The 17,906-nt window shown below is 49.6% G+C and carries 10 protein-coding genes and 1 other RNA gene; 1 reads left to right on the top strand and 10 read right to left on the bottom strand.

Annotated features, from left to right (window positions below; all coding sequences use genetic code 11):
- Window positions 1-39: 39 nt before the first annotated feature.
- The 8 genes from DXD12_RS01650 to thrS form a co-directional block, all read right to left on the bottom strand.
- Window positions 40-2,421 (bottom strand): cadherin-like beta sandwich domain-containing protein, encoded by a 2,382-nt coding sequence (locus DXD12_RS01650; RefSeq protein WP_118637128.1) that lies wholly within the window; start codon window positions 2,419-2,421, stop codon window positions 40-42.
- Window positions 2,422-2,545: 124 nt separating this feature from the next.
- Entirely contained in the window at window positions 2,546-5,080 is a 2,535-nt protein-coding gene (locus DXD12_RS01645) for an SH3 domain-containing protein (protein ID WP_118637126.1), read from the bottom strand.
- 501 nt (window positions 5,081-5,581) lie between these two features.
- Window positions 5,582-7,075 (bottom strand): oxaloacetate decarboxylase subunit alpha, encoded by a 1,494-nt coding sequence (locus DXD12_RS01635; RefSeq protein WP_022358437.1) that lies wholly within the window; start codon window positions 7,073-7,075, stop codon window positions 5,582-5,584.
- A gap of 527 nt (window positions 7,076-7,602) precedes the next feature.
- Complete coding sequence (rplT, locus tag DXD12_RS01630; RefSeq protein ID WP_022358436.1) at window positions 7,603-7,959, bottom strand: 50S ribosomal protein L20; 357 nt, start codon at window positions 7,957-7,959, stop codon at window positions 7,603-7,605.
- A 31-nt stretch (window positions 7,960-7,990) separates the two neighbouring features.
- Window positions 7,991-8,188, bottom strand: a complete 198-nt coding sequence (gene rpmI / locus DXD12_RS01625; RefSeq protein ID WP_022358435.1) for a 50S ribosomal protein L35 — start codon at window positions 8,186-8,188, stop codon at window positions 7,991-7,993.
- 37 nt (window positions 8,189-8,225) lie between these two features.
- A complete protein-coding gene (infC, locus tag DXD12_RS01620) occupies window positions 8,226-8,720 on the bottom strand; it encodes a translation initiation factor IF-3 (protein ID WP_107000016.1) in 495 nt (164 codons plus the stop codon).
- Between the two features lie 503 nt (window positions 8,721-9,223).
- Window positions 9,224-9,538, bottom strand: coding sequence for a DUF1540 domain-containing protein (locus DXD12_RS01615; protein WP_107000017.1), 315 nt, complete (start codon window positions 9,536-9,538; stop codon window positions 9,224-9,226).
- Window positions 9,539-9,893: 355 nt separating this feature from the next.
- Window positions 9,894-11,831: a threonine--tRNA ligase gene (gene thrS, locus DXD12_RS01610; RefSeq protein WP_118637124.1), complete on the bottom strand. Its 1,938-nt coding sequence runs from the start codon at window positions 11,829-11,831 to the stop codon at window positions 9,894-9,896.
- Between the two features lie 595 nt (window positions 11,832-12,426).
- On the opposite strand from thrS, the gene ssrA reads away from it, so the two are divergent.
- Window positions 12,427-12,767: a transfer-messenger RNA gene (gene ssrA, locus DXD12_RS01605) on the top strand.
- 74 nt (window positions 12,768-12,841) lie between these two features.
- On the opposite strand, the gene DXD12_RS01600 is transcribed toward ssrA, so the two are convergent.
- Window positions 12,842-15,472, bottom strand: a complete 2,631-nt coding sequence (locus tag DXD12_RS01600) for a hypothetical protein (RefSeq protein ID WP_118637122.1) — start codon at window positions 15,470-15,472, stop codon at window positions 12,842-12,844.
- The gene (locus tag DXD12_RS01595) at window positions 15,456-17,897 is read right to left on the bottom strand and encodes an MMPL family transporter (RefSeq protein WP_118637120.1); all 2,442 of its coding nucleotides are present in this window, start codon (window positions 17,895-17,897) and stop codon (window positions 15,456-15,458) included. The genes DXD12_RS01600 and DXD12_RS01595 overlap by 17 nt, the downstream gene beginning before the upstream one ends.
- Window positions 17,898-17,906 lie beyond the last annotated feature (9 nt).

The raw sequence follows: 17,906 nt of genomic DNA, 5'->3' as shown, positions 1-17,906 counted from the left end.
GAAATCTCCTGGACAGATATCCATCTTTTCCTCTTTTATTTACTGCGGATCGTCGATATACTCAAATCCATCCTCATCACGCCGATCCCGCTCTAACCGGGCTTTTGCCTCGCGGGCGCGTCTGGATCGCTCTGATTCCGACTCATATCTCGTTGGGCGATCACCGTATTCCTCCCGTTCCAGCGTGTAGTAAAGCTCCGAGCGGGATGCCGGGCGCACATAAATCGCCGGGCGCGCATTCCGGCGTTCTCCCGATGCTGCAGACTCTTTCGCCGCACGATGCGCCGATGCAGGCGTGTAATCGCGCTGCAGGCGGCTTTCTTTTGCTGAAACGGCACGTTCCCGTTCTGTGCGTCGGCTTTCTGCCACTGCCTGGCGTTCCCGCTCTGCGCGGCTTCCGTCTGCCGAAGTTCTGCGCGGACGCTCTGAATGGCTTTCCTCTGCCGCATCTCTGCGGGTGCGCTGCAGACGTTCTTCTTCTGATGCCTCTCTGCGGACACAAGCCGGACTGCTTTCTTCTGGCATTTCTCTACGAACGCGTTCGGAACGATTTTCGCTTCCTGCTTCCCGGCGACGTCTTTCCTCCGGCATCCGTTTTGCGCGGTCTGCCGATGCTGCCTCCATACTCCGCTCTCGGCGAACAGGCTGGGACGCGCGCTCATCTTCCCTTGTCCGGCGGACCGGCTGCATCTCGCGCTCCTCTTCCCGCTCCCGGCGAACCGGTCTTGTCTCCAGCGTCTCTTGGGTTCGGCGCGCACTCCGACGCCCTTCCTCCATCCGCTCTGCGGACGGGCGGCGTCTGTCATCCGCTGCCATGCGCTCCTTCTCACTCCGCGCTACCGGTCTTGCCGGCATCATTTCCCCATCTTCTCTCTTGTCGCGCCCAGTGCCTCGTTTCACCCGTGCGTCTGCCGCCGGTCGTGCATTCGGCGATGACGGACGACGCTTGGACCTCTGTCTGCCTCCGGCTGCCTGCGCTTCCTCTCTCCACTCTTTCCGCTTGAGCAGAAGATTGATCACGATAAAGAACAAGATTACACACGCTACGCCCAGAACCGCAAGCATGACAAAGCGGATATTATAATCCCTGCAAAGTGCGTTGTACTTATCTACAATCTCTTCCACTTGTGCATCATCGTATTTAGTTGCCAGAGACGGGTCTTCAAAATACCGCTGGAAGGTCTTTTCTGCAATATCATACCGATACAGCGACTTCTCGCCGCTCTCATTCATACCATATACGACACAATACTTCTGCTGTTCATCGCTCTTCCACACCCAGCCCTGCACTTTATACGTGCCGTTTAACTGAATGGTCGTCTCCATAAATCCATCCGGAATCTGAACCGACTCATCCGGTGGAAGCACCAGAATCGACTTTGCTGTCACATCGATCGTCACATACGGCGATAACACACCGGATTCCGGTATATAAATATAAAATGCACCATTTCCATCGGCACCCTGCAAATACAAAAGCGTCAGGTCATTGCCATTTCCACACTGGACCTCTGAACCGCCATAAGTACAGGTAGACTGCGTATATCCTTCCGGAAGCAGGGAGGCATCAAATTCCGTCGCCACCGTATAGGAAACGCCGTCTATTTCCACATCCAGCCCGTTTTTCACAACCGGCGTTGTCCCAACTGCCTCTGTTTCAGCCCCTGTCTCCGCCTCTGACGGCACATCGACCGTATCGAGCTTATTGACTGTGATCGTGTAGCTCTTAGTTGTCTGTCCATCCTCCGCCGTCACCTTGCAGACAACGGTATTAGCACCTACCTTTAAGCTGGAATCACCGCTGACAAGGACTTTCGCCTTGCTGTCCTTCGCACTCGCGCTGACCGCCAGCTTATCGACGCTGGCTCCTACCTGCGCCGTATAGGAAGTCACATTTGGCGAAAATGCAGGGGAAAGTGTTCCTGGAGAAATCTTCAAGGACGAAAGCGCCGCTTCCGCCGAGGAGGTTGCCGGTGCTTTTACTTTGACGCTCGCCGTCCCCGTTTTAGAAACTGTGACTGCCTGTGCATCTGAGTCATAGACTTCATAACTTCCCACAGAGATCGAAGTATTTCCCGCCTGCACTGCCTTGAATTTCAGCGTATAGGAAAATGCCTTCGTCGAATTGGAATCCATCGTTCCAACCAGGCGGACGGAACCTGCACCGCCGCTTGCGTTATTTCCGCTCACAAACTCAATGACCGACGGATCATAGGAAAGTACCACGTCGGATGCCCCTAGATTTCCATCCTGAGAGGAGATCTTCACATTGACGCTGAACTCCTGCCCCACCGTCGCACTCGGATCGGAAAATGAAATTTTTGCGCTGGATGCATAGGCGCTGATCCCACCAACCGGCGCCGCCACCGTCAGCATACCTGCCGCAAGTATACCTAATATGATATTTTTAAACCTTTTCATTCAACTGCCCTGTCCTATATTCTTTATTGGTAACGGTCCCATATCTGCACCGTTCCCTTTCTTTACAAATTTTCACGTACCCGCTGCCATCTCTCAAGACCAGCCGCAGGTACGTGAAATATCCCTACAGTCCCAGAATCTTCTTCTGCATCAGAAGAACATCCAAAATATCTACTTTTCCATTTCCATTTAGGTCGGCGCGCGCGATTTCTTCCGCTCTTAACTTTCCAAGTCCCAGTATCGACCGCTGTGCCAGCAGGATATCCATGATGTTCAGCTTACCGTCGCCGTTGACATCCCCGCGCACCGACGATGCCGCATGCGTTCCCGATGTGGACTGGGATGGTGCCGCCGCACTGGTCGGCGACTGGCTCCCCTGCGGACTGCCGGCGCTCCCGACAGACTCCCCATTTGGCGCAATCAGGGTTCCGGAACTGCCGCTCCCAAATCCATTCACATTCGATCCCGGTGCAGACTGCCCGGAAGGAGAGCTTCCTGAACTGCTTCCCGAAGAGGTCGGACCGACAATCTGCACATCCGAACCGCCGGAGGAAGAATTTCCTGAACTGCTTCCTGAAGACATGCCCGGTCCCGTCGCCGGACCGCTAGAGCTGCTTCCAGAGGAAACGCCGCTTCCAATCGAGCTTGAGTAGGTCGGACCGCCCGACTGGCGCACTACGTGAAGGACGTAATTTCGCAGATTTCCATTTGCCGCTTTGACCGTCACGGTGATCTCATTGACACCGCTCTGCAGATCGACCGTTCCCGTTCCGGCAATCGTTGCCTTGGAATCAATCGCGCTCGCTGCTACCGTCACGCTTGCCACCGATGGATCCACGATCAGATCGTAGGACTCTGTATCTCGGTTAAAGGTCGGTGTCAGTGCAAATCCATCGACACCCAGCGCCGACAGCTTGTTGTTCGGGCTGCCGTCCAGCGTCGGTTTGACGCAGGCGCCCGCCGGCATGTTTTTATACACCGGAATCGAGAACTCAAGTGTTGTATTTGCCAATGCCGTGATCTTCGAAAGCGTCAGTCCTTCGGCAGCTGCCGCCTGCACGTTCGTCATGTACTGGTGTTTATAAAGGTTGCTGCCCTGCACATTAAATTTCTTTAAGTACAGCGTATCCTGCCCTTTTTTCACATAATTCTCGCCATAATAAACCGAACCGCCGCGGATCGATTTCTCGATGCTGTTCCACGGGCGCAGATAGCTTCCCGACTGGGATGCCCACCAGAGTCCGCGTTCTACCGCACTCATCGAGCCGGACTGATATGCCTCTATATTAAAGAAGTTATAATATCCCTGATAGCCGGACACCGTTCCGGAAATACTGCGTCCGGTTCCCTGGCTGCCCTGTTCCTGCAGAATCATCGACGCCAGAATATATGGATTGACTCCCGATTCGGATGCCGCATTCATGATGATATCTACATAGGAAGTGCCGATTGCAGACTGCTGCGCCACTCCCGTGGAAGTTCCCGAACTGCTGGAAGTGCCACTTCCCGGTGCACTTGTTCTTCCGCTGCTGGTTGAACCAGAAGTTGTTCCAGTTGTGCTGCTTTCCGGTGCGCTTGTACTGCCACTGGTGGTTCCAGCCGTGCTGCTGGTTGTCCCCGATGACTTATTCGATGTGCCGCTGCTGACCGGCGCCGTCTCCCCGTCTGCATTGTTGGAAGAAAATCCATCTCCCGCCATGCCCGGTCCATTGGTCGCTGCCACCCGCTCCGTCTTATGATCGCTGATCGAAGCGATCGGAGACGACAGACCGGCGCTGCTTCCGCTCGAACCTGACGAACTTCCCGGTCCCGGCGCTGAACCGGAAGAAGAGCTTCCTGAACTACTTCCCGTACCGGCCGATACCGACGAGCCGCCCGACACCGTGCCGGAAAGGAAAGTTCCGCTCACCATGTTCTGCAGCCCCGTCTTCGTGTGAAGCGAACTGTCATACGACTGTTTCATGAACTGGTAAATATATTTATCATTTAAGAAATTCCGCGGATCCATATAATAGGCGATAATATCCGAAGACGCCTGTACCCAGGAGCTTCCGTCAAAGCCCGGCCAGGTTCCGGTTCCCCAGTCATACGCACCTGTCTCGGTCGATTTCCAGGACGAAATGCTGCTGCTCGCAACCAGGTTCCGCCCGATCACGCTTTCATTTTTCAACGCTGTGTTCCAATCCAGATTCGTCTGGAACGCCGTGAACGTCCAATTCGGATATTGTGCATGCAATTCCCGGAGTCCCTGTTTATAGCTCTCCGGAAATCCCTGCTTTGTCAGATAGCTTTCAAAATCCGAATCCGATTTGATCGCAGTCGGAAACTTTATGTATTTGCTCGAAACATAACCCGTCTGCTCACCGCCGCTTCCGCTATATCGTATCTGATACCATACGACGCCATCCGTTCCCGTCTGCTCACCAAGTACTGTAACTGGTGCGCCCTTGGACAGCTTCGCTAGTGCCTGATACGAAGTGCCCGGACCACTCCGGACATTCAGGTTTGTCGCATTGACCGACGCGGTTCTCTCTTCCGCATAGCTGACGATCCCCAGCAAAGACTCTGCTGCAGTACCTGCCAGCCCTGGGTTGACCGCCATCACAGCGCCCAGCAGAAACGCCGCCGCCCGTTTCCCCAATAACTTCCATTTTTTCATCCGTCTATCTCCTCATTCTGCTGCGTTTTCTGCAATTCATCCCCCGCAACGGAATTCTTATTCTGTCTGCCGCCGCATTTCCAGACAGCCGCTCGACTGTTTTCCATCTTTTTCACGTTTTTACAATCGTATCTATTATAATGAAAAAAGACCATATGTGTCAACCTTACCGAAAAAACTTCGCAAAATTTGGGGTCTTTGCGTGAAATTGTAAGATTTTCTTAATTTTTAGAAGCAGTATAGGTTGGCTTCGAAATGTTTTCCGGATACATGATTTTTGAATGCATGACCGCATGAAAAAGAATGTGCCTTGGCACATTCTCGCGCCGAGCGCGGTCGCTTGCGACATGTTTCTGCTTCGCGCGAGTGCGCATCCTCGCGGAGCGTTTTTTTGTTTCATAGGACATAATTTCCTATGAAATAAAAAAGGGAGTGCCAACCCGGTACACTCTACCGATTCTGGCACTCCTTTTGGCTCAAAATCCTTAAATTCTTTTTAGCTTAGATCTGGTAAGACTCGCTTTTTCTTCCAGCCCAGGTATTGATTCCGTTTCCATCCATCTCCTCAGTGGACACCGGTGCTTTCTTTACTTCCGGCGCAGCTGCTTTCAGGATTTCGCGTTTCTCAACCGGCGGTTTCTTTGCCGGACGGGACTCGAAGAACTCTTTTGCTACCTGTGGGAACAGTGCATAAGTCAGGACATCCTCATCCTGCTGCTTCCACTGCTTCATCTCCGCCTCAATCTTCTCAAGCTGCGGCTCGATCAGATCTGCCGGACGACAGGTGATCGGTTTTGCATCGCCGATTGCTTTCTTCTGAACTTCTTTGTCGAACGGCTTTACAGTCTGTCCGAACTCGCCCATCAGAAGTTTCTTGGATTCCTTTGTGAACATCTTGTAGCGCTCGCCCATCAGGACATTTAATACAGCCTGCGTACCAACGATCTGGGAAGACGGAGTAACTAACGGCGGCTCACCGAAGTCTTTGCGGACTCTCGGAATCTCTTTCAGAACATCGTAGTATTTATCCTCTGCGCGCGCTTCTTTCAGCTGGGAAACCAGGTTGGAAAGCATACCGCCCGGGACCTGATAACGCAGGGTATTGATGTCAACGCCCAGAACCTTGGTATTCATCAGACCACTCTTTAACGCTTCCTCACGCATCGGGCGGAAGTAATCTGCGATCTCCGCCAGTTTTTCCTGATCCAGTCCGGTATCATACGGAGTACCTTTGAAGGTCTCAACCATAACCTCGGTCGCCGGCTGGCTCGTTCCCATCGAGAATGGGGACATCGCGGTATCGATCATGTCAGCGCCCGCTTCCACTGCCTTTAGGTACGTCATGGATGCAACGCCGGAGGTGTAATGCGTATGGATATCAATCGGAAGATCAACTGCCTCTTTCAGTGCTTTTACAAGGATCTCTGCATTGTACGGAGTCAGAAGACCTGCCATATCCTTGATACACAGGGAATCAGCGCCCATATCCTCGATTCTCTTTGCAATGTCTTTCCAATAATCCAGTGTATATGCATCACCCAGTGTATAGCTCAGTGCTATCTGTGCGTGTGCTTTTTCTTTGTTGGCTGCCTTTACCGCTGTCTCCAGGTTGCGGATATCATTTAAACAGTCAAAAATACGGATAATATCAATACCATTGGCAACTGATTTCTGTACGAAATATTCTACCACATCATCTGCATAGTGGTTATAACCCAGAATATTCTGTCCGCGGAACAGCATCTGAAGTTTTGTCTTCTTAAAACCATCTCTCAGCTTTCTAAGGCGCTCCCACGGATCCTCCTTCAGGAAACGAAGGCTGGCATCGAATGTCGCACCGCCCCAGCATTCTACTGCATGATATCCAACCTCATCCATCTTTCCGATGATCGGAAGCATCTGCTCCGTTGTCATTCTGGTTGCAATCAGAGACTGGTGCGCGTCACGAAGGACAGTTTCCACGATCTTAACCGGCTTTTTCTTTTCATTTGCCATTCTAAAGATACCTCCCAATACACTTTTATTATGAGTCAACTATCTGCGACCTGGCTGATTAAATAATTCACAGCCATATTTTTATCCATTATACCACAAGTTTCTCGATTTCTGGATAGTTTTTTTAATATAATTTCATAAGTAAATTCTATATCGTGGGAATGTGGGTTGTGATTTTTGCTGATGTCAGAGAGCTTTCCTCTGCGCCGCGTGGGGGCGGCTGGAGGAAAAAAGTTTCTTGGTCACCTCTTTCTAGTCCGCAGTGCAGCAGCTCGAAAAAACTTCGTTTTTCCTCGCTGTCGGGCATTCGCCCTATGAAAAAAAGAAGCCGCACACAGCTGCTTTTGTGTAAACACAACGCTTCTATGGATCACTTCTTTCTAGTCCGCAGTGCGGCAGCTCGAAAAAACTTCGTTTTTCCTCGCTGTCGGGCATTCGCCCTATGAAAAAAAGAAGCCACACACAGCCGCTTTTGTGTAAACACAACGCTTCTGTGTGTGGCTTCTTTTTTTCGCACTGCTCTTTGCTTACGCAAGTTTGGACTTAGCCAGCTCTGCCAGTTTTGCGAAACCTTCTGCATCGTTGATAGCCATGTCAGAAAGGATCTTGCGGTTCATCTCAACACCAGCCTGCTTTAAGCCGTACATGAACTTGCTGTAGGACAGACCATTGATACGTGCTGCTGCGTTGATACGAGCGATCCACAGCTGTCTGAACTGTCTCTTTCTCTCTTTACGACCAGCGTAGGAGCTTGTAAGAGCTCTCATTACGGACTGCTTAGCTACACGGTACTGTTTGGAACGTGCGCCTCTGTAACCCTTTGCCAGCTTTAATACTCTATTGTGTTTCTTTTTAGCGTTTAATCCGCCTTTTACTCTTGCCATCGGTTATTTCCTCCTTCTTAATCCTCGAATCTTATAAGTACGGTAAAATCTTCTTCATTACCTTGCTGTTTGTAGCATCAGTAACGATGTCTTTTCTAAGATTTCTTTTTCTCTTTGTAGATTTCTTAGTTAAGATGTGGGATTTGTAAGCTTTATTTCTTACTAACTTTCCGGTTCCGGTTGTTTTAAAACGTTTAGCAGCTGCTCTGCTTGTTTTCATTTTAGGCATGGTGTAGTCCTCCTTAATAATAGTTATGTCCTTATATCTAGCGTTTCGCAGAAAGGAACAGTACAATACTTCTTCCTTCTACTTTTGCCGGTTTATCAACGGCTGCGATATCGGCAAGCTTCTCTGCAAAATCGTCAAGGATATACTTTGTCTTTGACATATGTGCCATCTCACGACCTCTGAAACGAAGTGTAACCTTTACTTTATTGCCTTTTTCCAGGAATTTTCTCGCATTGTTCATCTTGGTATTCAGGTCATTTTCATCGATATTCGGGGAAAGACGAACTTCCTTGATCTCGATTACCTTCTGTTTCTTCTTAGCTTCTTTTTCTTTTCTTGCAAGCTCGTATCTGTATTTACCGTAATCGATAATCTTGCAGACCGGCGGCTTCGCAGTCGGAGCAATCTTTACTAAATCCAGTTCCGCTTCTTTCGCTAACTTGTAAGCATCCTTTGCGGACATGATTCCAAGCTGCTCTCCATTTTCGCCAATCAAACGAACCTCTCTGTCTCTAATCTGTTCGTTAATCATTAACTCGCTAATAGTCGTGCACCCCCATGATATGTGATGATTTTGGTTGATTCAGTGTCAAAAAAAATAAGTGAACAGTACAGACCATCCACTTACTCATAATAGGAAATCCAATATAGGAAATTTCTCAAATTTATGAACCCACAGTCACTTGCTCGTGCTGAGGTGAGGTAGATAACCTGCTTTCCTGTCTTCGTAAAGTTGTTTCCTCACAACTTTTGTTAGTATACTATGGTTTCTTTGGAATGTCAACCGGTTTTTTCGAGATTTTTGAGAAGATTTTTGAGAAGATTTACAAATGATTTTTAAATATGGTTCACGTGTTGCGCAAATGACGGCAACGTACGCAAATACATTTACGGACATACTAAAAACTACCGCCGGATATCATTACCTCTGCCCGGTTTTGCTTCCTTCCTGACAGAATTTTCCATATCCGGCGGCATTTTTTATTTCGAATATTTATGCAGTCTTTCTTCTATTAAAAAAGAAAACCGCATCAGTCACCGTTTCTGGAAACTCGAACATTCCGTCTGCATAGAAACTGTCGCATTGCCTCCGGTGATTCCGATGTGTTCCGCGCTGCACCGGCGGTCTGTATTATAAACACAGTTCGTTGCCTCGCACTCTACTTCGAGACGGCTCTCCGGTGTTTTAAAAAGGTTGCGGAATGTGCCGCCTTTCTTCTCGTCGAAGCTGCCACAGCAGGTATCGCATTTATCCTGCGCCGTCTTTCCTTCTACCAGAATGGTATTTTTACAGCAGCAGTTTTCCGCATTGTGCATACATCCGGTTACACTACAATCCAGTTTTGTCATGATTTTTCCTCCTGTTTTCTGACATGCATCACCGAAAGTCTCCTCCGGCATCCAGCTGTCAAACTTTTCAGCGATACACTTTTCAATGTGTCATGGTTTTCGTTGCTGTTCACACATGTATGACCAGTAACGGGATTTTACCGATACTTCGCATTCCAAATCGGCAAAATCTGCAACCAGAACTGTATCGTACGGAATTTTCAGTTCAGAAAATTCCTGCCTGTGAACAGTTACTGGTTTTTAGATTCAGGAGTAGTATCTGCTTCTTTTTTGGATTTATTCGTGTAAACTAAAACAAACGCATCCATGATTTTATCTCACAGATGCGTCTGCCTGATTTTTTAATTTTTCAAAATTATTTAGCTTCGTCTGCTTTCACAGTCTCACGCAGGTTTTTCTCTTCGATCTCCTTCTGGATGGACTCGATGAAGCTCTCTACACTGCTTGCACCCTCGTCACCTGCAAAACGGCTGCGGACGGAAACGGTCTTCTCTTCTTCCTCTTTCTGTCCAACAACCAGCATGTACGGGATCTTCTGGGTCTGTGCCTCGCGGATCTTATAGCCGATCTTCTCGGAACGTGTATCCATCTCTGCACGGATGCCAGCCTCGGTCAGCTTGTCCAGAACTTCCTTGCTGTAATCTGCGTATTTGTCAGAAATCGGAAGAATCTTTACCTGTACCGGTGCCAGCCAGGTTGGGAATGCACCTGCGAAGTGTTCGATCAAGATACCGATGAAACGCTCGATGGAACCAAATACAACACGGTGAATCATGATCGGACGATGTTTCTCGCCGTCTGCTCCGGTGTACTCTAATTCAAATCGCTGTGGAAGCTGGAAGTCAAGCTGGATGGTACCACACTGCCAGGTTCTTCCGATAGAATCTTCCAGATGGAAGTCGATCTTCGGTCCATAGAATGCGCCATCGCCCTCGTTTACCACATACGGCAGTCCCAGCTCTTCCAGAGCGGAACGCAAGCCTTCGGTTGCCATCTCCCAATCTTCATCACTTCCCATGCTGTCTTCCGGTCGGGTGGACAGCTCTACGTGATATTTGAACCCAAACAGGGAATATACCTGATTGATCAGGTGTACAACGCCCTTGATCTCGTCCTTGATCTGCTCCGGTGTCATGAAAATATGTGCATCATCCTGTGTGAAACAGCGTACACGCATCAGACCATGAAGCTGACCAGATTTCTCATGACGATGAACGATACCAAGCTCACCCATACGCAGCGGCAGATCACGGTAGGAACGTGGCTCAGAAGCGTATACCAAAACGCCGCCCGGACAGTTCATTGGTTTAATTGCGTAATCCTCTTCATCGATCACAGTTGTATACATGTTGTTTTTGTAATGATCCCAGTGTCCGGAAGTCTCCCAGAGCTTGCGATTCAGGATGATCGGAGTGGAAATCTCTACATAACCAGCTTTTTTATGGATTTCTCTCCAGTAATCAAGCAGGGTATTTTTCAGTACCATGCCCTTCGGCAGGAAGAACGGGAAGCCCGGACCTGCATCGTGCATCATGAACAGGCCAAGTTCTTTGCCCAGTTTACGATGGTCACGTTTCTTTGCCTCTTCCATCATTGTGATGTATGCTTCCAGATCCTCTTTGGTTGCAAATGCGGTCGCATAGATACGGGTCAGCATTTTGTTCTTCTCGCTGCCTCTCCAGTATGCGCCTGCCAGATTCATCAGCTTAAATGCCTTACCAACACCCTTGGTGTTCATCATGTGAGGTCCTGCACATAAGTCAGTAAAATCACCCTGACGGTAGAAGCTAATCTCTGCATCCTCCGGCAGATCCTCGATTAATTCTACCTTGTACGGCTCCTCTTTCTCCTTCATGAACTCGATCGCTTCATTTCTCGGCAGAGTAAAGCGCTCCAGTGGAAGTGCTTCTTTGATGATTTTCTTCATCTCTGCCTCGATCTTTGGCAGATCCTCTGCAGTCAGAGGGGTAGCCGGATCGACATCATAGTAGAAACCGTCTGCGATGGACGGTCCAATCGCAAGTTTTGTCTCCGGGTAAAGACGTTTTACAGCCTGTGCCATTACATGGCTGGCGGTATGGCGCAGAGCTGCAAGACCTTTCTCATCCTTTGCAGTCAGGATATTTAACTGACAGTCATGGTCGATCACGGTACGGAGATCTTCTTTCTCACCGTCAACCTCACCCAGACATGCCACTCTCGCCAGGCCTTCGCTGATGTCTTTTGCAATGTCGATGATGGACATCGGGCTCGCATATTCTTTGACAGAGCCATCTTTTAATGTGATCTTCATCTTTTTTCTCCTTTTCGTTCTGAAATAATAAAAGCTTCCTGACCAGAAGAACCACGAAAGAATGTGTCTTGGCACATTCTCGCGCCGAGCACGATCGCCTGCGACATGTTGCTTCTTCGCGCGAGTGCGCATCCCGCGGAGCGTTTTTTGTTTCATAGGACGCAATTTCCTATGAAACAAAAAGTCCCTTAGCCAGATGTTTCTGACTAAGGGACGATTAATCGCGGTTCCACCCTTATTGAATCGATCGTTCGGATCGATTCCACTTCATTCTGATGATAACGGAATCACCGTTCCCGATTAAGGGACATTCAAAGCTGGTATTCAGATTTGCTTTCCTGTCCGACGCTTCCACCCACAGCCACCTGCCTCTGTTATTTCAGGCTTTTCCTGCGACGCCGTTCTCTGTCCAGTTCCACAATCCTACTGGTCTTCTCAACACTTTCTTTCTATATAGATAAACCCGTTTCTGGTTCATCATTACAGTCTCGATTATATCAGCTGTTTCTATTTTGTCAAGATATTTTTCTCTTGAGTTTTCACTGCATTGACAGACCGCCTCTTTCATGGTATGATAATAAGGCTATAAATATAAGGGCCAGTACCGGTTTCGACAGGGATCATGAAGCTGGTGAAGCTATCCGCATGCGATGCGTTAAATGGCAAACTTAAAATTAAACGCTAACAACAAATTAGCATACGCTGCCTAATTTGGCAGTTGTCAGCCTTAGAGCACTCACACTTTAAGAATCTGGCATCGAATATGTGAGAAACGATGACAGGCGGGTTCCGGACTGTCAGGCGTATCAGGAACTACTGAAGTTCTGAGGATGTTCGTTTCCGCAGGATAGAGGGAATGTCAAAGAACGGACTATGATAGTAGAAGAACAGGGAATTGGTTTTTGGACACGGGTTCAACTCCCGTCTGGTCCACTAAAAAGAACTGCCGCCCAGCAAATCATTTGCTGATGCGGCAGTTCTTTTTCTTATCTATTTTTATTCTGCATCTTTTACCGATTCTGGAATATCTCAATAATCGCCTTCACGATCGCCACCAGCACATTCCACATCCGTTTTAACGGACCTTCTTCACTGCTGCCGTCTGCCTCCTGATCGGAGATATCGGTTGATTCATCATCATCGCTGATCTCATCGGTCCGCAGGACGATCTGCACGCTGTTCGGGGACGGATTTTTCGAGGAGGTAAAGGAAATCTTCTCCGCCTCCGGATCTATGTTCAGGAAGTTGTTCTCATCCTCAAACTTATCGATCTGCTCATCGAGCGTACTCTTCATGTCTTCCCCCGCTTCCCGAACCGCCGCAAGCTGATCGATCATGGTCAGGTTCTTATCAAGAATCTTCTCCATGCCCTGCAGCGTTGCCTTGGTTCCGGCATCCAGCGAATCACCTGCCGAAATCAGCGTGTCATTCAAAAGACTGAGCATATCATGTGTGGTATAAAGCGCCCTGGTCAGCCGGTTCATCAGTTCTTCAGAATCAGACAGGGAATCCAGCATCGTCGGCACATATTTATCCGTTGTGTCAATCAGGACCCGCATATCATCCAGCAAATTAATCAGTTCATCGGTCGAACTTCTGAGCGCCGATAAAGTCGAACCCGTCTTGCCAGTAATATCTCCCGCCGTCTTGAACGCACCATTCACTTTATTCACAATCGTTTTCGCAGTTTTCTGCGCCTGCTCCACTTTCTGGAAAATGCCCTTCGTCTCTTCCACCAGACTTGCAGCATCCGCAGAATAAGTAGTCGCTGACAGAGACTCCAGCGCCTCCTCTACATCATCTTCTGCATTGCCAATCTCATCTTCCCAGCTCGCATCATTGACACCGCCGCTTCCCGGCTCGCCGGACGGTCCGGCTGTCAGGGCTCCCGCAGAAACCTCGGTTCCAAATGCATTCACCTCTGCATCCTGACCCGAGGAGTTGTCTTCCGAAGCGGAACCCGAATTCTTAGCAGAATCCGTCTCTGCCTTGTCTGCCGTCGAAGCAGGATTCTTCTCTTCCGTCTTTGTCGCTGATTCAGCCGCTTTTTCCGCCTGGTTACCAGCTGCACCAGACGCTATGCCTGCGCCCGCTGCTTCCTGTTCAGCCGAATCTTTCCTTTCTGTTCCTGCTGAGCCAGAGGCCGAAGTGCCTGCTGCCATTTCCGCGTCATCCGTGGTATTTGCAGAACCCGTAGTTCTTGCATGATCGGCGGCACCTGCAGAATCCGTGATATCTGCGCTGCCAGCCGCCCCCGTTGTCTGACCATTTCCGTTTCCAGATGCCGCCTCCGACGATACAGATGTCTCTTCCTTCTCCGCACTCTTCATCTTGCGGATCCGTTTCAGCTTCATGCCGTCTAACGTGGCTAAACTCTGATTCAGGCTTCCAATCCCCTGTTCTGTCACCGCCAGGGAGGTATTTCCCAGTCCCAGAAGTTTATCGAGTTCTTCCAAAATTTTCTGGACTTCCGCCATCCGCTGGACAATATCTTTCTCGATCGCATCCTGCGTCTGCTGACTGACAAGACCCTTATTTAATTCATCCGAAGCCGACCGGAGCGATTTGCTCAGACTTCCCAGGCGGTCATACAGGCGATCTAGTTCATCCTGCATATCTTCCATCGTATTGGAAAGCGCCTGTGTGTTGCTGTTAATATCCGTCACCGCATCGCGCGCCGTCTGTAAATACGGAATCATGACCGTCGTCTGATCCGTGACCGCTTGCAGATCGGCAAGCGCCTGTGTCGAGAGCGCCTCGATCTGTTTCCGGTTAGCACTGACGGTTCCACGCGCCTGATCGAGATTTGCCAGACCGCCCTTCACGCCGGAAACATCCGACTTCATGGATTCCATCGTCTTTAACAGCGCATTCATGCTGTCATACATCTTGTTTCCATCCTCGCGCCAGGTATCTTTCGCCTCTTTCAGATCCTTGATGCGGTTCAGCTCATCCAGGGTCCCCGGAACCATCATCATAATGACTCCGATATTCTCATACTTATCCGTGCCGACCCGGACTGTAAAATCGCCGTCCTCGCCCGGAAGCGCCGCAAACATTGCCGCCTGATAGCTTCCAACCGACTGCACCTGCGCCCCCGGCGCATCGACACTATAGCATTTCTCCATATCCACCGGCACAAGCACGGTCAACACCATATTATTTTTGTAATACGCCTTCGCCTCCTCATTCGGGGTCGCCTTTACATTGACCTCAACCAGACCAGACGCCCCCGCCAGTTTGGATGCATCCGCTTCCACTCCATTAAGTTTATAGGAAACGTCAAACGTCCACGGCAGATCGACGCTGTTTTTCGGCATCGTACACTGATAATAAAAACGCGAATTCTTCTCCGGCAGTTTCCATGTGACGGTTCCATCGCCAATTTCCGGCGCCGTGTCGTCCGTCATGTTGACCACCTTGTCATAGGTACCATAATCGGTATATTCGGTCAGTCCATTCGTGGTACAGCCTTTGACCACATTGATCTGCGTTGCCGTTCCATAATAGTCCAGATTGACATACATCGTTTCATCTACCTGAACTCTTGGTGCAGCCGCCCGGACAGGAACTGCCGCACTCGTTACCAGCGTAACCGCTGCCAGCGTCGCCGCCGCTCCTCTTCTAATGATCTTCTTCATGGCTTCCAGCCTCCCTTTTTTCTGTCATCTTCCGTTTCCGGTCTTTTCTTCGTTCTCTCACTTTTCCGAGTAGCCGGAGCTTTCTTCTGTGTTTCTCCCGCGCCTCCACATCGGAATCTGTTTTCTCTTGAGAACCGCCCGTCTCTGTCATTTCTGTATCTTTCAGCGCTTTCGTTTCAGCTTCGAATTGTTTTCTTTTCGACGTAACTGAATCCACCAGCGGCTTTTTCCCTTTCCACACGGCACCAGCCACGCGTCTTGCCGCCCGTTTCATACGGGCATGGCGGCGTTCGCGCCGTTTTTTGAAAAACAGATGAATCCTCTCAAATTCGTTCTGCATCAGGATATGATCAAACAATACCAGAAATGCCGGCATCAGGGAGCAGACAAAAAGCATACTAATCAGAGCCCCCCGTCCAATCAAATGTCCCAGATCGCCGATCGCCGCGACACTCGATACCTTGTATACAATATATCCGGCACAGGTCAGGATCGAACCGGATGTCAGAATCGCCGGAATACTAAGATTCAGCGTCCCGATCGCCGCTTCCTTCTTATCCATCGTCTTGCGGCATTCCAGATAATTGTTCGTCGTCAGAATCGCATAATCGACGGTCGCGCCCAGCTGGATACAGCTTACGATAATGTAACCAATGAAAATCATCGTGTCTCCGACGATGTACGGTACCGCCATATTGACGAAAATCGCGACCTCAATCGGAATCATGATAAGGAGCGGAATAATCAGTGATTTAAAACTCCACATGACAACCACAAATACGCCGATCAGCGACATCACATTGACACGGCTGTAATCCTTCGTGATCGTCGTCTGAATGTCCTGTGTGGACGGTGTTGTGCCGACCAGATACGAATTTTCCGGATAATATTTCTTCATGATCGCCTGGATCTCATCCGAGCACTGGTACGCCAGCTTGCTCTCGCCCTTACTCTTAACGTAAATAAGGATTCTCGCATAATCTTTTTTATGTAACTGGCTTGTGATGCTGTACGGAAGGAAATCTTCCGGTACGCCTTCCGGGAGCTGCCCGGACAAGGACGTTACACTCTTCATGTACGGCAGGTCTTCCAGCTCATCCGTGAACTGTTTTTCCTTGATAGAAGAAGTATCCGGCACGATCGCCATCATCATATTGCTTCGTCCGAATTTTGCTGTGATCAGCTCATCATCCTCATATACCGTCGTTCCCTCGCTGGCGCCGACCGCATCATTTCCGTAGAGAAAATCGTTCATGCTCTGCGCCGTGTACGCCGGGATCACCAGCACCGCAATCAGAATCAGCACGATGCGGCGGCAATTATAAATGCCGTGGCTGAGCTTATCAAACGACGGCAGGAACGAACGGTGCGAAGTTTTCTCAATCATCGGTGTCATACGCAGAATCATCGCCGGCATGAAAAACACAACTGTCAGAAGACTCAGGACAATACCTTTTGCCAGCACGAGTCCCATATCAAATCCGATATTAAACTTCATAAAACACAGAACGATAAATCCGACGATCGTCGTCAGGCTGCTGGCGAAAATGGAGTTTAATGCCTCATTGATCGCGTTGCTTAACGCGGTCATCTGATCCAGTCCCTTTGCCTTTTCCCTCGCAAACGCGTGGCTTAAGAAAATCGAATAATCCATCGAGCAGGCGAGCTGCAGGACCGCCGACACACTGTTCGTCAAAAAGGATATCCGCCCGATAAACAGGTTCGTTCCTTTGTTCAGGACGATCGCCACGCCCATGACCGTCAGATACAGCACCGGTTCAAACCAGGAGTTCGTCGTCACGGTCAGAATCAGGAAAATAACCACGACCGCCAGCGTCATAATCAGCTTCATCTCGCTCGAAACATTTTCCTGCAGCGATTTATTCTGAACCGCCATGCCGACGTAATGTCCCTTGTCTCCGAGAATGTCCTTGATCTCATCGATCGTCTGGGACGTCCTCTTATCCGTGTCGCCGTTTACAAAAACAATATCCATAACCGCCGTATTATCCTTGTAATACTCATCAACACTATTAAAGTTGATAAATGCGTCCGCCGCGTATACGCTGGTCGATGTATCGAGCCACATGACCTGATCGACTCCGTCCAACGCCTCTATTTTATCCTTGTAGGCTTTCGCCTCATAAAGCGAAACATCGTCAATCATGATACGCCCCGTGCCGGGGTAGCCGAATTTCTCTTCCATCAGGTCCAATCCCTGTTTGGACTGGACGGTCGACGGCAGGTATTCCGTCAGATCATAGTTGATCTCGACAAACGGCGCCATGAGCGCTGATATCAGCACCAGAACCAGAAAGACAATCTCGATCGCCCTGCTCCGCTCAATGATGAATTTCGGCAGGGAGAAGGCTTCTTTTTCCGTCTGTTTTTCTTCTTTGCGTTTATGTAAAAATTTCAGTTTCATGCCTGCTTG

Source organism: Clostridium sp. TF11-13AC (assembly GCF_003481065.1).
Classification (GTDB): Bacteria; Bacillota; Clostridia; order Lachnospirales; family Lachnospiraceae; genus Otoolea; species Otoolea fessa.
The sequence above is the reverse complement of the archived record's forward strand: the minus strand, read 5'-3'. Positions and strand labels throughout refer to the sequence as shown.

Coding starts and splice junctions, on each gene's coding strand:
- DXD12_RS01595 (WP_118637120.1), bottom strand. CDS start 17,897: ATGAAACTGAAATTTTTACATAAACGCAAAGAAGAAAAACAGACGGAA.
- thrS (WP_118637124.1), bottom strand. CDS start 11,831: ATGAAGATCACATTAAAAGATGGCTCTGTCAAAGAATATGCGAGCCCG.
- rplT (WP_022358436.1), bottom strand. CDS start 7,959: ATGGCAAGAGTAAAAGGCGGATTAAACGCTAAAAAGAAACACAATAGA.
- DXD12_RS01600 (WP_118637122.1), bottom strand. CDS start 15,472: ATGAAGAAGATCATTAGAAGAGGAGCGGCGGCGACGCTGGCAGCGGTT.
- DXD12_RS01645 (WP_118637126.1), bottom strand. CDS start 5,080: ATGAAAAAATGGAAGTTATTGGGGAAACGGGCGGCGGCGTTTCTGCTG.
- DXD12_RS01615 (WP_107000017.1), bottom strand. CDS start 9,538: ATGACAAAACTGGATTGTAGTGTAACCGGATGTATGCACAATGCGGAA.
- infC (WP_107000016.1), bottom strand. CDS start 8,720: ATGATTAACGAACAGATTAGAGACAGAGAGGTTCGTTTGATTGGCGAA.
- DXD12_RS01650 (WP_118637128.1), bottom strand. CDS start 2,421: ATGAAAAGGTTTAAAAATATCATATTAGGTATACTTGCGGCAGGTATG.
- DXD12_RS01635 (WP_022358437.1), bottom strand. CDS start 7,075: ATGGCAAATGAAAAGAAAAAGCCGGTTAAGATCGTGGAAACTGTCCTT.
- rpmI (WP_022358435.1), bottom strand. CDS start 8,188: ATGCCTAAAATGAAAACAAGCAGAGCAGCTGCTAAACGTTTTAAAACA.